A 15657-nucleotide genomic window follows, 5' to 3' on the forward strand; every position below is an offset into this window, starting at 1 on the left:
CTTAGCCTAATTCATAGCCCGCGTCTAAAATCGCCTCTTCAATCGCCTCTGCACTAGCAGGTGCGCTAAATTCCACGTGCACGCTTTGCTTGTCTAAATCCACTTCAATATAACTCACCCCTTCCAACTCTCCGACAAACTTTTCAATCTTGTCTACACAATGCTGGCAGGTCATGCCCTTAACTGGAATGTCTATTTTCATGCGATCCTCTAATTTTAAGATGTGCTCCTCTAAGCCTTTGGGCATTGAGCACTACGCTCACACTGCTCAAACTCATGGCCAAACTCGCTAACATAGGATTAAACATAATGCCTAGTTTGTAGGCCACTCCGCAGGCTAGCGGAATTGCCACGCTATTATAGCAAAATGCCCAAAAGAGGTTTTGTTTGATATTGGCGATTGTGAGCGCGCTAAGTTTCATCGCACTCACCACCGATTGGATGTCATTATTAAAACTCACCACATCAGCCACCTCTAAGCTCGCATCGCTCCCCTTAGCCATCACCACCCCCACATCACTTAAAGCCAAGCTAGGCGCGTCATTAACTCCATCTCCGACCATCATCACCACCTTCCCCTGCGCCTTAAGCTCTTGAATGACCTTTAATTTGTCCTCCGGTTTAGCCTGTGCGTGGTAGTCTTGAATACCTAGCTGTGTAGCAAGAGCGCGCACATTTTCTAGATTATCGCCGCTTAAAAGAGTGGTTTTAACTCCTGAAGCCTTGAGTTCAGAGATAGCCTCTTTGCTCCCCGCTTTGAGACTATCTGCTAACACCACTACACCTAAAATCTGTGTTGGTGTGCCAACAAAAACCTGAATACCCTCCAAAGCCCCAAAAGGATTTGATAGATTAAAAAACTCCAAATTCCCCGCTTTGATAATTTGATCACCAACCACCCCCTTAATCCCAAAGCCGGGTTTAGCCTGCACTTCTTGGACTTCTTGCAAAGCGATTCCCTGTTCTTTAGCATAGGCTACAATGCCCTTAGCAATAACATGCTCGCTTTGTGCCTCCAAGCTTGCGCACAAACTCAATAATTCTAATTTATCTACCCCTTCTACGACGCGCACCTCTTGCACAAGAGGCGTGCCTAAAGTGAGAGTACCGGTTTTATCAAAGATAATATGATTGACATTTTTAGCCTTTTCTAAACTCACCGCGTCTTTAAAAAACAATCCTAATAAACTCGCCTCTTTTTGAGCAACTAGCAAAGCCATCGGGGTAGCTAGCCCTAAAGCACAGGGGCAAGAAATCACCAACACGGCGATAAACACTTCTAAGGCGCGTGCAAAATCTCCCAAAGCTAACCACACCAAAAAAGCCACACTAGCAATACCTATGACTATGGGCACAAAAACCCCAGCGACTTTATCAGCCAAGCGTGCGATGGGAGCTTTAGAACCCTGAGCTTTGGCAATGAGGGTTAAAATTTTGGCTAAAGTGCTTTGAGCTTTGGTGTGTGTGGCGCGCATCTGAAAGGTGGTCGTGGTGTTAAGAGTGCCCGCAAATAAATCCATTCCCTCTTTTTTATACACGGGCAGACTCTCTCCACTGAGCATAGATTCATCCACTTCAGCCTCCCCTTTAAAAAGCACGCCATCTACAGGGATGTAGCTTCCGGGCAAAATCTGTAAAATATCTCCCTTTTGCAAACTCTCAAGGGGCACTTCTACACTCTGCCCATTTTCTATTTTAAGCGCGTTGGGGCTTTGGTGGCGCATCAAGCTTTGCATAGCCTCTAGGGCTTTGTCTTTAGAATTTTCCTCCACGCGTTTGCCCGCCATCACAAAGAGCAAGATCACACATACACTCTCAAAATAATACCCCTCTATAGGCGCATGTGTATAGGCCCTAAAAAGCAATACAAGGCTATACAGCAAAGCCGCGCTTGTGCCTAAGGCAATGAGGCTGTCCATATTGGGTTGGCGCGCCCATAATGCCTTGAAGCCGTGCACATAGAAATTTCGCCCCATATGCATGACCATTAGACTCAACAAAAGTTGTACAATGCCATTAATAAAGGGATTTTTTAAAAAGGAGGGTAGGGGCAATAGAGGAGCAAACATAGAAAGAGCCAACACACCTAGAGTGCCCAACAAAGTTAAAACCAATTTAACATTGGGAGTTAAAAAAGAGGGGTTTAAAAACGCGTTTGGCGTATTTGTGGCTATGCGAGGCTGATAGCCTAGTTTTTCAATCTGTTTAAAAACATCCTCTAGACTAGCTTGATTTTCATCATAAACAACAAAGGCTTTTTTGCTAATTAGGTCTACTCCCACCTCTTGGACAAATTTTTTACGCCCCAAAGCGCGTTCAATACCACTAGAGCAAGCACTACAAGTCATACCCTCTATATAAAATTGTGTTTTAGTCATTTTGGATTACGCTTAAAGACAATTTTGGTCATTAAAAAAAGCCAGCGAATAATTCCATAAAAGAGATAGCAAAACATAAAAGTGCCTAAAACTTCTAGTGGGCGCACAAAGAGCAGAAGCAAGAAAAAGACAAGCAAGACAAAGAGTTTTAAATTCCAACGCACCTTTTTAAAATTGGGGTAGCGGACATTGCTCACCATCATCACGCCTAAAAACACGATATAAATTAAAAAAAATTTCCCCCAACCCTCTTTTAAGATGCCATACTTGGTATCAATGAGAATTCCTAATACTACTAGCACAGCTGCGCTAGGAATAGGAATCCCAATGAAAGAATAGGGGTCGGTGGTTTGTGTGGTAACATTAAAGCGTGCCAAACGAATCGCCCCAAAGATCACAAAAAGCGCGCAGGCCGCCATGCCCCAACGCCCATAAAAATGCCCAGCATAGAAGTAAGCCACTAAGCTAGGCGCAACCCCAAAGGCCACCACATCAGCCAGCGAGTCAAACTCTAAGCCAAATTTGCTTGTGGTGTTAGTTAGGCGTGCAATGCGCCCATCTAAACCATCTAAAACCAAGCTCCCCACTACCAACCAACACGCCATCACAAAATCCCCTTGAGAAGCATAAAGCATGCTCATCATGCCCAGAAAAATACTGCCAGCAGTAAAGAGGTTGGGGAAAAGGTATAGAGGTTTCACTAACTGGCGTGTTCTTCTAGAGGTACAAGGCGCGTTTGTAAATTGTGCGTCGATTCGTATTCGCTAATGATCTCGCGCACCCGCTCTCCCGTGATAACCTCTTTTTCAAAGAGTTCATCAACCATCATTTCAATCGCTTCCTTGTAATCACTTAAAGTCTGCTTGACATGACTATAGCGTTCTTCCAAGAGGTTTTTAATGAAATTGTCCATCTCTTCGGCCATTTTTTCGCTAAACTCCCTACCACCTCCTAGTCCCCCACCCAAAAACGAATTGCGCTGTTTTTCAAGCACCATCAATCCACTCACATCACTCATGCCATAGTAACTCACCATGCCCTTAATAATGTCCGTGGCGCGCTCTAAATCATTGCTTGCCCCGGTGGAGATTTCTTTTAAAAAGACATCTTCAGCCGCGCGCCCGCCTAAAAGTACATCAATTTCAGCGATGAGCTCGTGCTTTTGCATAAGGTATTTATTTTCTTCGGGGGTGTTGAGCGTATAGCCTAGTGCTGCCATCCCTCTTGGAATAATAGACACTTTATTGACTCGCGCTGAACCCTTTGTCATCTCAGAAATGACTGCATGTCCGCTCTCATGGTAGGCGACAATCTTTTTCTCTTTGGGAGAAATGCGTCGACTTTTTTTCTCTAAGCCCGCAATGCCCCGTTCGACCGCTTCTTTTAAGTGTTGTTGTTTGACCTCTTTTTGGTTATTGCGCCCGGCCAGCAAAGCGGCTTCATTAATGATATTGGCCAAATCCGCCCCAGCTAGCCCGGCGGTAAGCTTGGCAATTTCTTGCAAGTCCACATCATTAGCTAGTTTTACTGGCTTAATATGCACCTTTAAAATCTCCACACGCCCATTAAAATCGGGTTTATCCACCAAAACTTGGCGATCAAAACGCCCGGGGCGCAAGAGCGCGGGGTCTAAAATTTCAGGGCGGTTAGTGGCAGCTAACACGATCACAGGCGCGTTTTCTGAGCCAAAGCCATCCATTTCAGCCAAGAGTTGGTTTAGGGTTTGCTCTCTCTCGTCATTGCCACTAATCATGCCCCCGGCTGCGCGACTTTTCCCAATCGCGTCAATCTCATCAATAAAGATAATACTAGGGGCTTCTTTTTTAGCAATGTCAAAGAGATCGCGCACACGACTGGCCCCTAAGCCTACAAACATTTCAATAAAACTACTGCCCCCCATAGAGAAGAAAGGCACGCTAGCCTCTCCGGCCACTGCTTTGGCCAGCAAGGTTTTACCCGTCCCGGGAGGTCCTACTAAAAGCACTCCCTTAGGAATTTTAGCCCCTAAAGAGGCGTAGCGATCGGGGTATTTGAGGAAGTCTACTATCTCTACGACCTCCTCTTTTGCCTCCTCATTGCCGGCCATATCATTAAAGCGTACTTTTGGCTTTTCAGCATTGATGAGTTTTTTAGAACTACCCATCCCAAAAATCCCTCCCCCCATGTTCTTTTGCATGCGACTGGCCATAAACATCCATAGCCCCAAGATCACCAACACGGGCAAAAGCCAGCCCAAAATGTCGGTAAAAAAATTAGACTCACTAAAACCAGAATAATTAATTTTTTGCGCGTCCAAGAGAGGCACTAAGGAGAGATCGGGCACGCGTTTGGCTACATAGATGGTCTTGTTATTGCCCTCCTTGCTAGTAGCCTTAATGAGAGTTTGACCGATACTGACACTATCGACCTCTTTTTTCTCAATGAGTTCCTTCATCTCGTGATAACTGACATTTTTAGTACTAGTGGATAAAAAGCGATCTCCAAGACCTTCATCTGAGTTCATTACCCGCATCGCGACAAAAATGACGATGGCAAAAATAGCGAGCAAAAACAGAGGATTTTGTAAAAGAGGCTTTTTAGAATTGGGGTCGTTTGGACCCTTGTGATTATTTTCCATAAAATTTCCTTATGTTTGTTTCGCACGCTCTAAGCGTAGACACACCCACTCATTCTGATTTAGGCATTCCAATATCCTAAAGCCTTTGTTATAGATGTCCAAAATTGCGTCTTTTTTAGATTCCAAAATGCCAGATAAAAATACCATTGTCCCCTCAGCACTCGCCTCTAACACTGCCGGATAGAGCTCTGCAATCACCTCGGGGATAATATTAATAGTAATAAAATCATAAAAAGTATTCTTGGGGATTTGCTCTACAGAGCCATGCCAAATGCGATCTAGGGCCAATCCATTTTTAGCAAAATTCTTTGTGCTCTCTGTAATGGCTAGTGTGTCCGTATCGCATGCATGGATTCTTGCCCCCAGTTTGGCTAATGCCAAACTCAAGATTCCACTCCCACAACCAATGTCTAGGGCTAGTCTACCTTTTAAACAAGAAAGACGCGACAGCATTTCTAGTATCATCGCGCTACTTTCATGCCTCCCCGTGCCAAACGCCAAAGCGGGATCGAGGATAATAGTATTTTCATCACCTAAGGAGGACACCCAACTGGGCACAATATGAAATTTACCACAAGTGATGGGGGTGGTATTTTCTTGATAAGTCTTGATCCAATCCAAAAGATCATGGACGCTAGTATGGTGATAAACCCCTATATCGTTTTGTTGAGTTCTTTGGGTGAGCGTTTCACAAAACAGACGCAAATCTTGAAGTAAGGGTGCAGGCTCTTTACTAGAATAGATAATAAAGGCTTGCTCGGGTATCACATCGCTAGAGTTACCAAAGTAATCAAAATCCATATTTTTAAGGGTGTTAAATAAAACCTCTTCGATTGCCTCTTGGGTAGTGGAGAGTAAAAAATCAGCAAAAAGATCGGGATACTTTGTAGGGACAACAATGGTTTTGAAATAAATATCTTTCAAGCGCACCCCATGTTATCAATCATTAGTCCCCAACACAACCTCCAGCTTTTCTTTAAGCACCTGGGGAGTAAAGGGCTTGACGATGTAGTTATTCACACCCGCTTTTAAGGCTGTAATCACTTCTGCTTTTCCCCCTTCTGTAGTGATCATAATGATTGGCAGGTCTTTAAAACGCCCGTCAGAGCGCACTTTCTTCACCAAGTCTAGGCCATTCATCTCGGGCATATTCCAATCTGTGATGAGTACCCCTGTGGTGTCATTAGCATCCAGCTTCCCCCAAGCTTCTACCCCGTGCTCGGCTTCCATAATATCCTCGTAGCCCAAGCGTTGCAAGGTGTTTTTAATGATCCTTCTCATAGTAGAGCTATCATCCACAACTAAAATTTTCAATCTCGCTCCTTGGTCGGCTTAGTTACATTAGCCCATGTTAGCATATTTAACTAACGGCTATCTTTAAAAGTGATCCCCCTCTTAAAGACTAAAGGTGTGCAAAACCCCCACTACACGCCCTAAAATGATAATTTCCTCCAAGCTCTGTAAAACAATGGGTTTGTAGGCGGGATTATCACTAATTAGAGAAACTTCTGGGCGTTTGCTGATGCGTTTGACATAATATTCTCCTCCCAAGTCTATAACATACACCGCTCCCTCGTAACAACTCCCATCATTTTGAAAAAGCAAGAGATCTCCCTCCTTGATGAGGGGCTCCATAGAATTACCCATAGCTTGTAAAAGACCCAAATGCTCTGTAGAGGCGATACCAAAGTGCCTCTTTAGGAATGATTTGCTTTGAGGAAGAAAGGTCATGTTATTTTCGTCAGAAATTTTGTCATGCGCCTCATGTGTTTTCGCATCTTTGATGTAGGGCACCATCACCACATCCTCAACCTTGCGGTGTGTGGAAGTGAAAAAGTGCAAATCTGTATTGAGCGCGTTAGCGAGCTTTTCTAAGGTGTCTAAGGTAATATTGCTCTTTTGTTCACTTTCATAGCGCTTGATACTCTGCAAGCTTACGCCACATTTGAGTGCTAATTCTTCTTGTGTCAAATTGTTGGCATTTCTAAGTTGCTTTAGTTTTTCTTTTAACATAGAAACTCCTTTCAAAATTACTTGTGTTTTTGGCCTATACAATAGGATCGTTAAGATATGGTTAAAATAGTCGTATCTGTGCCTATATTATACGCAATCTTGTTTATTTTTCACTCAGCAAAAATGTTGAGAATATCTTGACAAATTATAAAGTTTTAGGTTATAATCAAAGTTTGTTATACAAGCGGGGCGTGGCGCAGCCTGGTAGCGCACTTGGTTTGGGACCAAGGGGTCGAAGGTTCGAATCCTTTCGCCCCGACCATTCGGTGTGGCGTTAGTTTTATGGTGGGTGTAGCTCAGTTGGTTAGAGCACCAGATTGTGGTCCTGGGGGTCGTGGGTTCAAGCCCCATCATCCACCCCATACGCATATACACACTCCTCATTAAAGATTTTTTTGCGCTTGTAGCTCAATTGGATAGAGCACCAGACTTCGGATCTGGGGGTTAGGGGTTCGACTCCCTTCAAGCGTACCATGCGCTTGTAGCTCAGCTGGATAGAGCAACGGCCTTCTAAGCCGTAGGTCGCAGGTTCGAGTCCTGCCAGGCGCACCATCGTTACCAATTCACACTTCAACACATCCTTTTAGTGCGCTCTAGAAGGCCTTATTAACCTAAGTATTTTATACTCCAAAAGTTCACTTTCCATAACCTTTTTTGGAGTCAATATGCCGATTCAAACACCTCCTGCTGATCTTGTCAAATCTGCGCTTAACCTTGCTGCGACCCTTCAAACAAAAATCAGCGATCATCTCAGCCACGAAGAAAAAAGTTTTCACAATAAAATGCAAAAACTCTTAGATAACCCGGCCAATAAGGTCATGCTAATTGAGCTTTTGGATCGATCTTTTCGGTGTCAAAATAATCACACCCGCTTTCATCTTATTGAACATACCTTAAAGAAATACGGCATTGCGGATTTCTTTAGTAGCCTTGAAAAGTTTCTACTAATGGGTTTTTTGCATGTAGGTAAATTTGCTCCCTCTATGAGCGTACCTTTTTTTGTAGACAAAATCCGTAATAACACCAAAGCGATGGTTTTAGACGAAAGTGCTGATGCTCTTAAGGCCGTTATTGAACAACGAGAAGGCGAAAATATCACTCTTAATATTAACCTTATCGGAGAAGAAGTACTTGGCGAATCAGAAGCAGCCTATCGCATGCACAAATACCAAGAAGCGATCAAATCTAGTTATATCAAGTATATTTCCATCAAGATCACGACCATTTTTTCCCAAATTTATCACATTGATTTTGCCCACTCTAAAGCAGAAGTTGTCAAACGCTTAGATGCCCTCTATGCCCTAGCCCTAGAGCAAAAAGAACAACATGGAGTAGAAAAATTTATCAATTTGGACATGGAGGAATATAAAGACTTAGAACTCACGATTGTCGCCTTTATGGAATCCATTGCTAAATTCCCTATTAGCGCGGGAATTGTGTTGCAGGCCTATATCCCAGATTCCTATCATTATCTTCAAACCTTAGTCGCTTTTTCTAAAGAAAGAGTGCTTAACGACTTGCCTCCTATTAAAATCCGTTTTGTGAAGGGGGCAAATATGGAGAATGAAGAGACTATCTCTTCTATCAAGGGTTGGGAATTGCCCACATTTTCTAGCAAACAAGACACCGACTCTAATTATAACAAAATGTTAGAGTATGTCCTAAGCGATGAAAATTACAAATATATTCACATTGGAATTGCCTCGCACAATATTTTTGAAATCGCCTATGCCTACACTCGTATCCACGCACTCAACGATCCTATTGCTTTGGAGCATTTTAGTTTTGAGATGTTAGAGGGGATGAGTTTTCAAGCAAGCCGTGAGCTCAAAGAGATGCACAAACTTATTCTTTATGCGCCCGTGTGTGACACCGCTCATTTTAATAACGCGATCGCTTATTTGGTGCGCCGCCTAGATGAAAACACCGCCCCGGACAATTTTATGAAAGCCTTTTTTAATTTGCAGGTGGGATCGCAAGCATGGAAAGATCAAGAAGATCGTTTTGTGAAAAGTTTAAAGGGTATGGAGAACCTAGACAATCGCCCTCGCCGTACACAAGATCGTAATACCATTCCTCCGGGTCTTAGCACTTATCCAGCTGGTCGTCCTTTTTTCAATGAAAGCGACACAGATTTTACCCTAAAAGCCAACCGCCAATGGGCACAAAAAATTGTAGATAGAACGCGCAACGCCCCCCCCGTTGAGCTTGCCCCCGTTGTGGGCAAAACATGGCCTACTCAAGAGCTCAAACATTGCGATGTTTTAGATAAAATCATGTACAAAAAAATCGCTTCTGTGTTTTTAGCCGACACCAACACTATGCAAGAGGCCCTCACTTTGGCTCAAAAGAGCACTTTTGCCAACTTGAGTCTCCATGAAATTCACAGCCTTTTAAGTCAAGTAGCCCAAAAATTTAGAGAAAGGCGTGGGGAACTCATTGGTCTGTGTGCCCTAGAAGTGGGGAAAACCTTTGCCGAGAGCGATGCTGAGGTGAGTGAGGCGATCGACTTTTTAGAATTTTACCCTCATAGTTTGCAAACTCTTTTGAAAGAATATCCCCATGTGAGTTTCAAACCCAAAGGAGTAGGCGTTGTAGTCGCTCCTTGGAATTTCCCGGTGGGAATTTCTGTGGGCAGTATCGCTAGCGCGTTAGCTGGGGGTAATTGTGTGATTTACAAACCCTCTAGTTTGAGTATGGTAGTGGGTTATCGCCTATGTGAATGCTTTTGGGATGCAGGGATACCCAGAGACGCACTCATGTATTTGCCCTGCAGGGGGGCGGATTTGAGCGCACATCTCTTGAATGATTCGGCCGTGCGCTTTGCCATCTTGACAGGCTCTGAGGACACAGCCTATGAGATGCTCAAGGCCAATCCCACTTTGCACTTAAGCGCAGAAACGGGGGGCAAGAACGCCACCATTGTAACCAAAATGGCCGATAGAGAGCAGGCGGTTAAAAATATTGTCCACTCTGCTTTTAGCAACTCTGGACAAAAGTGTTCGGCAACCTCTTTGCTCATCTTAGAAGAAGAGGTTTATGAGGATCAGAATTTTAAAAAAATGCTTGTAGATGCAACCAAGTCTATGAGTGTGGGCGATCCTTTAGAATTGCACAACAAGATTGGCACCCTAGCCTCTCCGCCCAGCCCCAAAGTGCAAAAGGCGTTGCATAATTTAGAGCCCCATGAAGAGTGGGTACTCAAACCAGAGATTATTCAAGATAAGCCCCATTTAATGAAACCTTGTATCAAGTATGGCACACGCCCGGGGGATTATACCTATAGCACTGAACTATTTGTCCCTCTACTCTCTGTGATGAAAGCCAAGGATTTAAAAGAGGCGGTAACTTTAGCTAATGGCACAGGTTATGGCTTAACCGGAGGCTTAGAATCTTTAGATGAGCGCGAATGGGCATATTTTCAAGAAAATATTCAAGTAGGCAATGCCTATATTAATAAACCCACCACAGGGGCGATCGTCTTGCGCCAGCCCTTTGGAGGGATTAAAAAATCTGCAGTGGGTTTGGGGCGTAAAGTGGGCAGTTACAACTACGCCTTACAATTTGTTCAAATTGAAGAAAACACGCCCCCAGCTCCTATGCAAGGGGCGCATCTCCCCTTTATCCAAGCCCTAGAAGCCTGCCTAGATTCTCAAGAAAGTGCACAGATTATCCTCAATCTTGCTCACGACTATGCTCATCATGCAAACCATTTTAATACTCTGCATGAATTTATCAAAATTAGAGGGGAGGAAAACTGGTTTGGCTACACTAAGGTTGCCAATGTTGCTTACCGCATCACACCCCAAGATGGCTTATTAGAGCTCTTTAGCGTGCTTTTAGCCACAGCTATCTGTGCCATTCCTCTAACAATCAGCGTGGATAACCCTCCTAGCAATCCTCATTTTAAATTATTCCTAGCATGTATAGAGGGTATGCAACACCTCTTTAAGCCCACAATTCTTTATGAAGATTTAGATGCTTTTGTGGCTAAAGTGGGGGATTTTGCACGGGTGCGTTATTTTGCTTCCGGCCCAGACGCTCTTTATGAAGCTAGTAGTGCTTTAGGGATGGTACTTGCCAATGCCAAACCTTTGCGATGTGGGCGTTTTGAATTACTCAATTACCATTTAGAAAAATCTATAAGTATTTCTTACCATCGTTACGGAAACTTGGGCGCACGGGGTTTGCAAGCAAAGGACACGCATGCACATTAGCTATCAAATTTTGATTGTTTTTGTGCTCTATTCAGCTTTAATGCTCTACATTGGGTTTTATTTTTATCGCAAAAATGAGACTACAGAGGATTATTTTCTAGGCGATCGCTCTATGGGTCCTGTGATCAGTGCTCTGAGTGCGGGGGCGAGCGATATGAGCGGTTGGCTTTTGATGGGCTTACCCGGGGCATTATATGTAGGCGGATTGGTCAATAGCCATATTGCCATAGGGCTTACCATCGGAGCATTTATTAATTGGTCTTTAGTGGCTAAGAGATTACGCGTTTATACTAGCGTGATCGCCAATTCCATCACTATTCCTGATTATTTTGAAACCCGTTTTAGCGATGATAAGCATATTTTGCGCTTCATTTCTGCCATTGTGATTTTAATTTTCTTTACCTTTTATGTTTCCTCTGGGCTAGTGAGCGGAGCCAAACTCTTTGAGGCTACCTTTGGGGTAGGGTACACCCGCGCGCTCATTGTGGGCACTCTTATTATTGTTACCTATACTTTTTTAGGGGGCTATAAGGCGGTTTGTTGGACCGATCTTATTCAAGGGTTATTAATGATGGGTGCGCTCATCGCTGTGCCCTGTATGATGCTCTATCATTTAGGCGGATTTAGCACAGGTTTTGCCGAAATTGCCAAAATCAAACCAGAGAATCTCACCTTTTTACAAGGGACTTCTGTTGTTGCTGTGATCTCTAGCTTGGCTTGGGGCTTGGGTTATTTTGGCCAACCCCATATCTTGGTGCGCTTTATGTCCATTCGCTCCATCAAGGAAATCCCGCAAGCAACCGCCATTGGGATTGGGTGGATGGCCATTAGTTTAGCGGGGTCTTGCTTGATTGGACTATTGGGCGTGGCCTATGTGGCCAAGTTTCATCTTAGTCTTGCCGATCCAGAAAAAATTTTCATCCACATGAGCGCGACTCTTTTTAATCCTTGGATAAGTGGGGTGCTCTTAAGCGCGATCTTAGCCGCTGTGATGAGCACAGCTAGCTCGCAACTTTTAGTGAGTTCCTCTACCATTGCTGAGGATTTTTACTCCAAAGTCTTTAACAAACAAGCTCCCGTGAAAATGGTGATGGTGGTGAGTCGAGCTTCTGTGTTGGCAGTTGCCTGTGTGGCCTTTTTTATCTCCACCGATCGCAATGCCAGCGTGCTTAAAATCGTCTCTTACGCATGGGCAGGTTTTGGGGCAAGCTTTGGCACCGTGATTCTCTTTTCTCTTTTTTGGGAGCGCATGACTAGGCTTGGAGCAATTATGGGTATGATCTTTGGGGCTAGCACCGTGATCTTGTATGATCAATTCGGCAAGGGATTTTTGGACATCTATGAGATCGTGCCCGGCTTTATCGTTAGTTCGATTGCCATTGTAGTTTTTAGCCTGTTAAGTTCTGTGCGCCCGGGCACAAAAGAGGCCTTTGATCGAGTGATTCAAGAGATCAGAAAAACTTAAATTAATTTAAGGAGGCATATGTTTTTCAAAAGAGCGTTGGTTGCGATGTTTCTTGCCTCCTATTTATTAGGTGTAGTTCAGGCTAGTAGCTTAGAAAAGTTGTATGAGCAAGGGCACACAGCCTACCAGTCGACTGATTTTAAAGCGGCCTTGAAAGCTTTCCAGCAGATGGCTAAGATGGGCGGTGCGGATGCTTATCTTTATTTGAGCGACATGTATAGCAATGGTTTGGGCGTAAAAGAAGACAAGGTGCAAGCCAAAGCGTATAGACTAAAAGCCACCCAAGCCTTTGAAAAGAAAATTAAAGCGGGCAAGGGGGCTCAAAGAGATAGCCAAGATCACGCGAGTGCCTATGAAAGGTTAGGCTATTTGTATAAAGATGATCAAAAGACTATCCAAAAAGCCCTGCAATACTACCAAAAAGCTAAGGTTTATCTCTATTTGGGCGAGATGTATGAGTATGGACATGTGGGGCTTAAAAAGAATCGCAAAAAGGCTAAAGAGTTTTACACCAAAGCTTTACAAATCAAGGATCAAAAAGCTTGTGCTACACAAAAGTTAGTCCAACTGCACCACAAAGCACTGGAAAATGCACCTGAGCTTGGGGGTGAAGATCCTTGTGGTGATCTTAGCTATGGCGGAACTGCTAAGGTATTTGAGCTTGGAGAGTGAGGGATTGGTCTAAGCCCCCTAAATAGCTGCTTGTATGCAGGCAAGCAATCCCTAGCCTAAAAATATCTTTAAGCCTGTTGCTAAGACTCCACCCAACAAGGGGGCGAAGAAGGGAATCCAGCTATAAGAAAAATCCGCAGAAACTTTTAAAGGCAAGAGGGCTAGCACAATTCTAGGACCCATGTCTCTTGCTGGGTTGATCGCATAACCGGTTGTAGAACCTAGACTGAGTCCAATCACCCACACTAACAAAGCTACAGGCAACGCACCAATGCTACCTAGTCCGATTTTAGCATGGGCATCCTCAGCAATGGAGATCGAGGAATTAGCGATGTGCAACACTACAAACACTAACACAAATGTTCCCAAAGTCTCGCTTAGAAAATTAGAAACAGAATTTCTAATAGCAGGTTCTGTGCAAAAACAAGCCCGTTTTGCGCCTTCATCTGTGGTGATTTTGAAGTGATCGTAATAAGTAGCATAGACTAGCAACGCCCCTAGCATCGCCCCTAAAAATTGTCCCATCAAGTAAAGCCACACACTCCCCCAAGGGACTTTTCCAGCTAGTGCTAGGGCGATGGTGATAGCTGGATTTAAATGCGCCCCGCTATGAGGTCCAGCGACCACCACCCCCACAAACACCGCAAACCCCCACGCGGTTGTGATCACCATCCATTGAGCCGGTCCGCCCAAATTTCCGCACTTAGTGCCCTCCAAACAACACGCAGCGACCACGCCATTACCTAGCAAGATTAAAAGAGCTGTGCCTAAAACTTCATAAACAAAAATTTCCATACAACTCCTCCTTTAAGTTAACCAAGCTCTTACGCCCTGAATGGCTTTTTTCCAAAAGCGCAACATTTCGTCTACTTTTGCTCTCTCAAGTTTGGGGCTGAAAGTTTGATTAATCGCCCATAAAGATTTGATTTCCTCTAAATCTTTATAAAAGCCCACTGCTAAGCCTGCCAAATAACCCGCGCCCATCGCCGTAGTCTCAGTGTTTTGGGGGCGGATAATAGGAGTGTTTAAAATATCTGCTTGAATTTGCATTAAAGAATCGCTCACACTAGCACCCCCATCTACGCGAATTTCCCTAGAAGGGTGCCCAGCATCCTTTTCCATCTCTTTAATGATGTCATGCACTTGAAAGGCGATCCCCTCTAAGATCGCTCGTGCGATATGCCCATCTGTAGTCCCTCTACTGATTCCAAAAATGCCCCCTCTAGCATATTGATCCCAGTAAGGCGCGCCTAGTCCTGTGAGAGCAGGCACGCAGTAAACCCCGCCATTATCCTCCACCGTGGCAGCTAAATTATTAATATCTGCAGCGGTGCGAATCATTCTTGCCCCATCTCTTAGCCACTGAATAGCCGCTCCGCCTACAAACACGCCCCCCTCTAAGGCGTAATGGGTTTTGCCCCCAATCTGCCAAGCGATCGTGCTTAAAAGATGGTTTTGGCTAGTAACGGGGGTTTCTCCAGTGTGCATGAGTAAAAAACAACCCGTCCCATAAGTGTTTTTCACCATGCCCGGCTCTACGCACATTTGCCCAAAGAGCGCGGCTTGTTGATCCCCAGCAATGCCACCAATGGGAATAGCACTCTCCACCCAGCGCGTGGCGGAATGCCCATAAATTTCACTCGAGGATTTTACTTCTGGTAACAAGCTAGGAGGAATATTAAAGAGCTCTAAGAGTTCACTATCCCATTGCAAAGTGTGGATATTGTAAAGCATGGTGCGACTCGCATTGCTCACATCGCTCACATGCACCTTGCCTTTAGTGAGGTTATAGACTAGCCAAGTATCTATGGTGCCAAAGCACAGATCCCCCTTTTCTGCTCTAAGCCGCGCTCCCTTGATATGATCTAAAAGCCAAGCAATTTTAGTGGCAGAAAAATAAGCATCGATCACTAGCCCCGTCTTGGCCTGAATCATAGAGGCGTGGGTTTTTTTAAGAGTTTCGCACAAATCGGCGGTGCGCCGATCCTGCCAGACAATGGCGTTATGAATGGGTTCGCCCGTGTGGCGATCCCATATGATGGTGGTTTCTCTTTGATTAGTAATCCCAATGGCAGCGATCTCTTTAGCGTCCAAGCCTGCTTTGGCTAAAGCCTCCGTCAAGGTGGCAATCTGTGTTGCCCAAATCTCTTTAGCGTCATGTTCTACCCAACCAGACTTAGGGAAAAATTGATTAAAGGGTTTTTGAGCGATAGAGACCACCTGCCCTTGTTTGTTAAAAATGAGTGTCCTTGATGAGGTGGTGCCCTGATCTAAGGCCATAAGATATTGTTGCAT

At 44.4% G+C, this 15657-nt stretch carries 12 protein-coding genes and 4 tRNA genes; 7 read left to right on the forward strand and 9 right to left on the reverse strand.

The window, feature by feature from the left end; all coding sequences use genetic code 11:
• Position 1 precedes the first annotated feature (1 nt).
• The 7 genes from copP to C6H00_RS07000 all read right to left on the reverse strand — a co-directional run bounded on the left by copP (position 2) and on the right by C6H00_RS07000 (position 7008).
• Positions 2–202 (reverse strand): copper-binding metallochaperone CopP, encoded by a 201-nt coding sequence (gene copP / locus C6H00_RS06970; RefSeq protein ID WP_158655755.1) that lies wholly within the window; start codon positions 200–202, stop codon positions 2–4.
• Positions 180–2378, reverse strand: coding sequence for a copper-translocating P-type ATPase CopA (gene copA, locus C6H00_RS06975; RefSeq protein WP_104750274.1), 2199 nt, complete (start codon positions 2376–2378; stop codon positions 180–182). The genes copP and copA overlap by 23 nt, the downstream gene beginning before the upstream one ends.
• The gene (gene pssA / locus C6H00_RS06980; protein WP_104750275.1) at positions 2375–3079 is read right to left on the reverse strand and encodes a CDP-diacylglycerol--serine O-phosphatidyltransferase; all 705 of its coding nucleotides are present in this window, start codon (positions 3077–3079) and stop codon (positions 2375–2377) included. Before pssA ends, copA begins: the two co-directional genes overlap by 4 nt.
• Positions 3079–4995 (reverse strand): ATP-dependent zinc metalloprotease FtsH, encoded by a 1917-nt coding sequence (gene ftsH, locus C6H00_RS06985; protein ID WP_104750276.1) that lies wholly within the window; start codon positions 4993–4995, stop codon positions 3079–3081. Before ftsH ends, pssA begins: the two co-directional genes overlap by 1 nt.
• Positions 4996–5004: 9 nt before the next feature.
• Positions 5005–5919 (reverse strand): 50S ribosomal protein L11 methyltransferase, encoded by a 915-nt coding sequence (gene prmA, locus C6H00_RS06990; RefSeq protein ID WP_104750277.1) that lies wholly within the window; start codon positions 5917–5919, stop codon positions 5005–5007.
• 15 nt (positions 5920–5934) lie between these two features.
• Positions 5935–6309, reverse strand: a complete 375-nt coding sequence (locus C6H00_RS06995) for a chemotaxis response regulator CheY (RefSeq protein ID WP_013469703.1) — start codon at positions 6307–6309, stop codon at positions 5935–5937.
• Positions 6310–6390: 81 nt separating this feature from the next.
• Complete coding sequence (locus tag C6H00_RS07000) at positions 6391–7008, reverse strand: XRE family transcriptional regulator (protein ID WP_104750278.1); 618 nt, start codon at positions 7006–7008, stop codon at positions 6391–6393.
• Between the two features lie 185 nt (positions 7009–7193).
• On the opposite strand from C6H00_RS07000, the gene C6H00_RS07005 reads away from it, so the two are divergent.
• The 7 genes from C6H00_RS07005 (at position 7194) to C6H00_RS07035 (ending at position 13362) form a co-directional block, all read left to right on the forward strand.
• Positions 7194–7270: transfer RNA gene (locus tag C6H00_RS07005), tRNA-Pro, on the forward strand.
• 23 nt (positions 7271–7293) lie between these two features.
• Positions 7294–7370, forward strand: a tRNA-His gene (locus C6H00_RS07010).
• Positions 7371–7405: 35 nt separating this feature from the next.
• Positions 7406–7482, forward strand: a tRNA-Arg gene (locus C6H00_RS07015).
• A 1-nt stretch (position 7483) separates the two neighbouring features.
• Positions 7484–7560 (forward strand) — tRNA-Arg (locus C6H00_RS07020).
• Between the two features lie 113 nt (positions 7561–7673).
• On the forward strand, positions 7674–11225 hold the full coding sequence (locus tag C6H00_RS07025) for a bifunctional proline dehydrogenase/L-glutamate gamma-semialdehyde dehydrogenase (protein WP_104750279.1): 3552 nt from the start codon (positions 7674–7676) through the stop codon (positions 11223–11225).
• Positions 11215–12690: a sodium/proline symporter PutP gene (gene putP / locus C6H00_RS07030; protein WP_104750280.1), complete on the forward strand. Its 1476-nt coding sequence runs from the start codon at positions 11215–11217 to the stop codon at positions 12688–12690. The genes C6H00_RS07025 and putP overlap by 11 nt, the downstream gene beginning before the upstream one ends.
• Positions 12691–12708: 18 nt before the next feature.
• Positions 12709–13362, forward strand: coding sequence for a tetratricopeptide repeat protein (locus tag C6H00_RS07035; RefSeq protein ID WP_104750281.1), 654 nt, complete (start codon positions 12709–12711; stop codon positions 13360–13362).
• 51 nt (positions 13363–13413) lie between these two features.
• Here the strand turns inward: C6H00_RS07035 and C6H00_RS07040 are convergent, their stop codons facing one another.
• Both C6H00_RS07040 and glpK read right to left on the reverse strand, forming a co-directional pair.
• Positions 13414–14157 (reverse strand): MIP/aquaporin family protein, encoded by a 744-nt coding sequence (locus tag C6H00_RS07040; RefSeq protein ID WP_104750282.1) that lies wholly within the window; start codon positions 14155–14157, stop codon positions 13414–13416.
• Between the two features lie 12 nt (positions 14158–14169).
• Entirely contained in the window at positions 14170–15657 is a 1488-nt protein-coding gene (gene glpK, locus C6H00_RS07045; RefSeq protein ID WP_104750283.1) for a glycerol kinase GlpK, read from the reverse strand.

It is taken from the genome of Helicobacter cynogastricus, from assembly GCF_900197855.1.
Classification (GTDB): Bacteria; Campylobacterota; Campylobacteria; order Campylobacterales; family Helicobacteraceae; genus Helicobacter; species Helicobacter cynogastricus.

What these genes read in the sequence shown, in the direction of transcription:
- copP (WP_158655755.1), bottom strand. Translation starts at nt 202, where the DNA reads ATGAAAATAGACATTCCAGTTAAGGGCATGACCTGCCAGCATTGTGTA.
- copA (WP_104750274.1), bottom strand. Translation starts at nt 2,378, where the DNA reads ATGACTAAAACACAATTTTATATAGAGGGTATGACTTGTAGTGCTTGC.
- ftsH (WP_104750276.1), bottom strand. Translation starts at nt 4,995, where the DNA reads ATGGAAAATAATCACAAGGGTCCAAACGACCCCAATTCTAAAAAGCCT.
- C6H00_RS07000 (WP_104750278.1), bottom strand. Translation starts at nt 7,008, where the DNA reads ATGTTAAAAGAAAAACTAAAGCAACTTAGAAATGCCAACAATTTGACA.
- C6H00_RS07025 (WP_104750279.1), top strand. Translation starts at nt 7,674, where the DNA reads ATGCCGATTCAAACACCTCCTGCTGATCTTGTCAAATCTGCGCTTAAC.
- putP (WP_104750280.1), top strand. Translation starts at nt 11,215, where the DNA reads ATGCACATTAGCTATCAAATTTTGATTGTTTTTGTGCTCTATTCAGCT.
- C6H00_RS07035 (WP_104750281.1), top strand. Translation starts at nt 12,709, where the DNA reads ATGTTTTTCAAAAGAGCGTTGGTTGCGATGTTTCTTGCCTCCTATTTA.
- C6H00_RS07040 (WP_104750282.1), bottom strand. Translation starts at nt 14,157, where the DNA reads ATGGAAATTTTTGTTTATGAAGTTTTAGGCACAGCTCTTTTAATCTTG.
- glpK (WP_104750283.1), bottom strand. Translation starts at nt 15,657, where the DNA reads ATGCAACAATATCTTATGGCCTTAGATCAGGGCACCACCTCATCAAGG.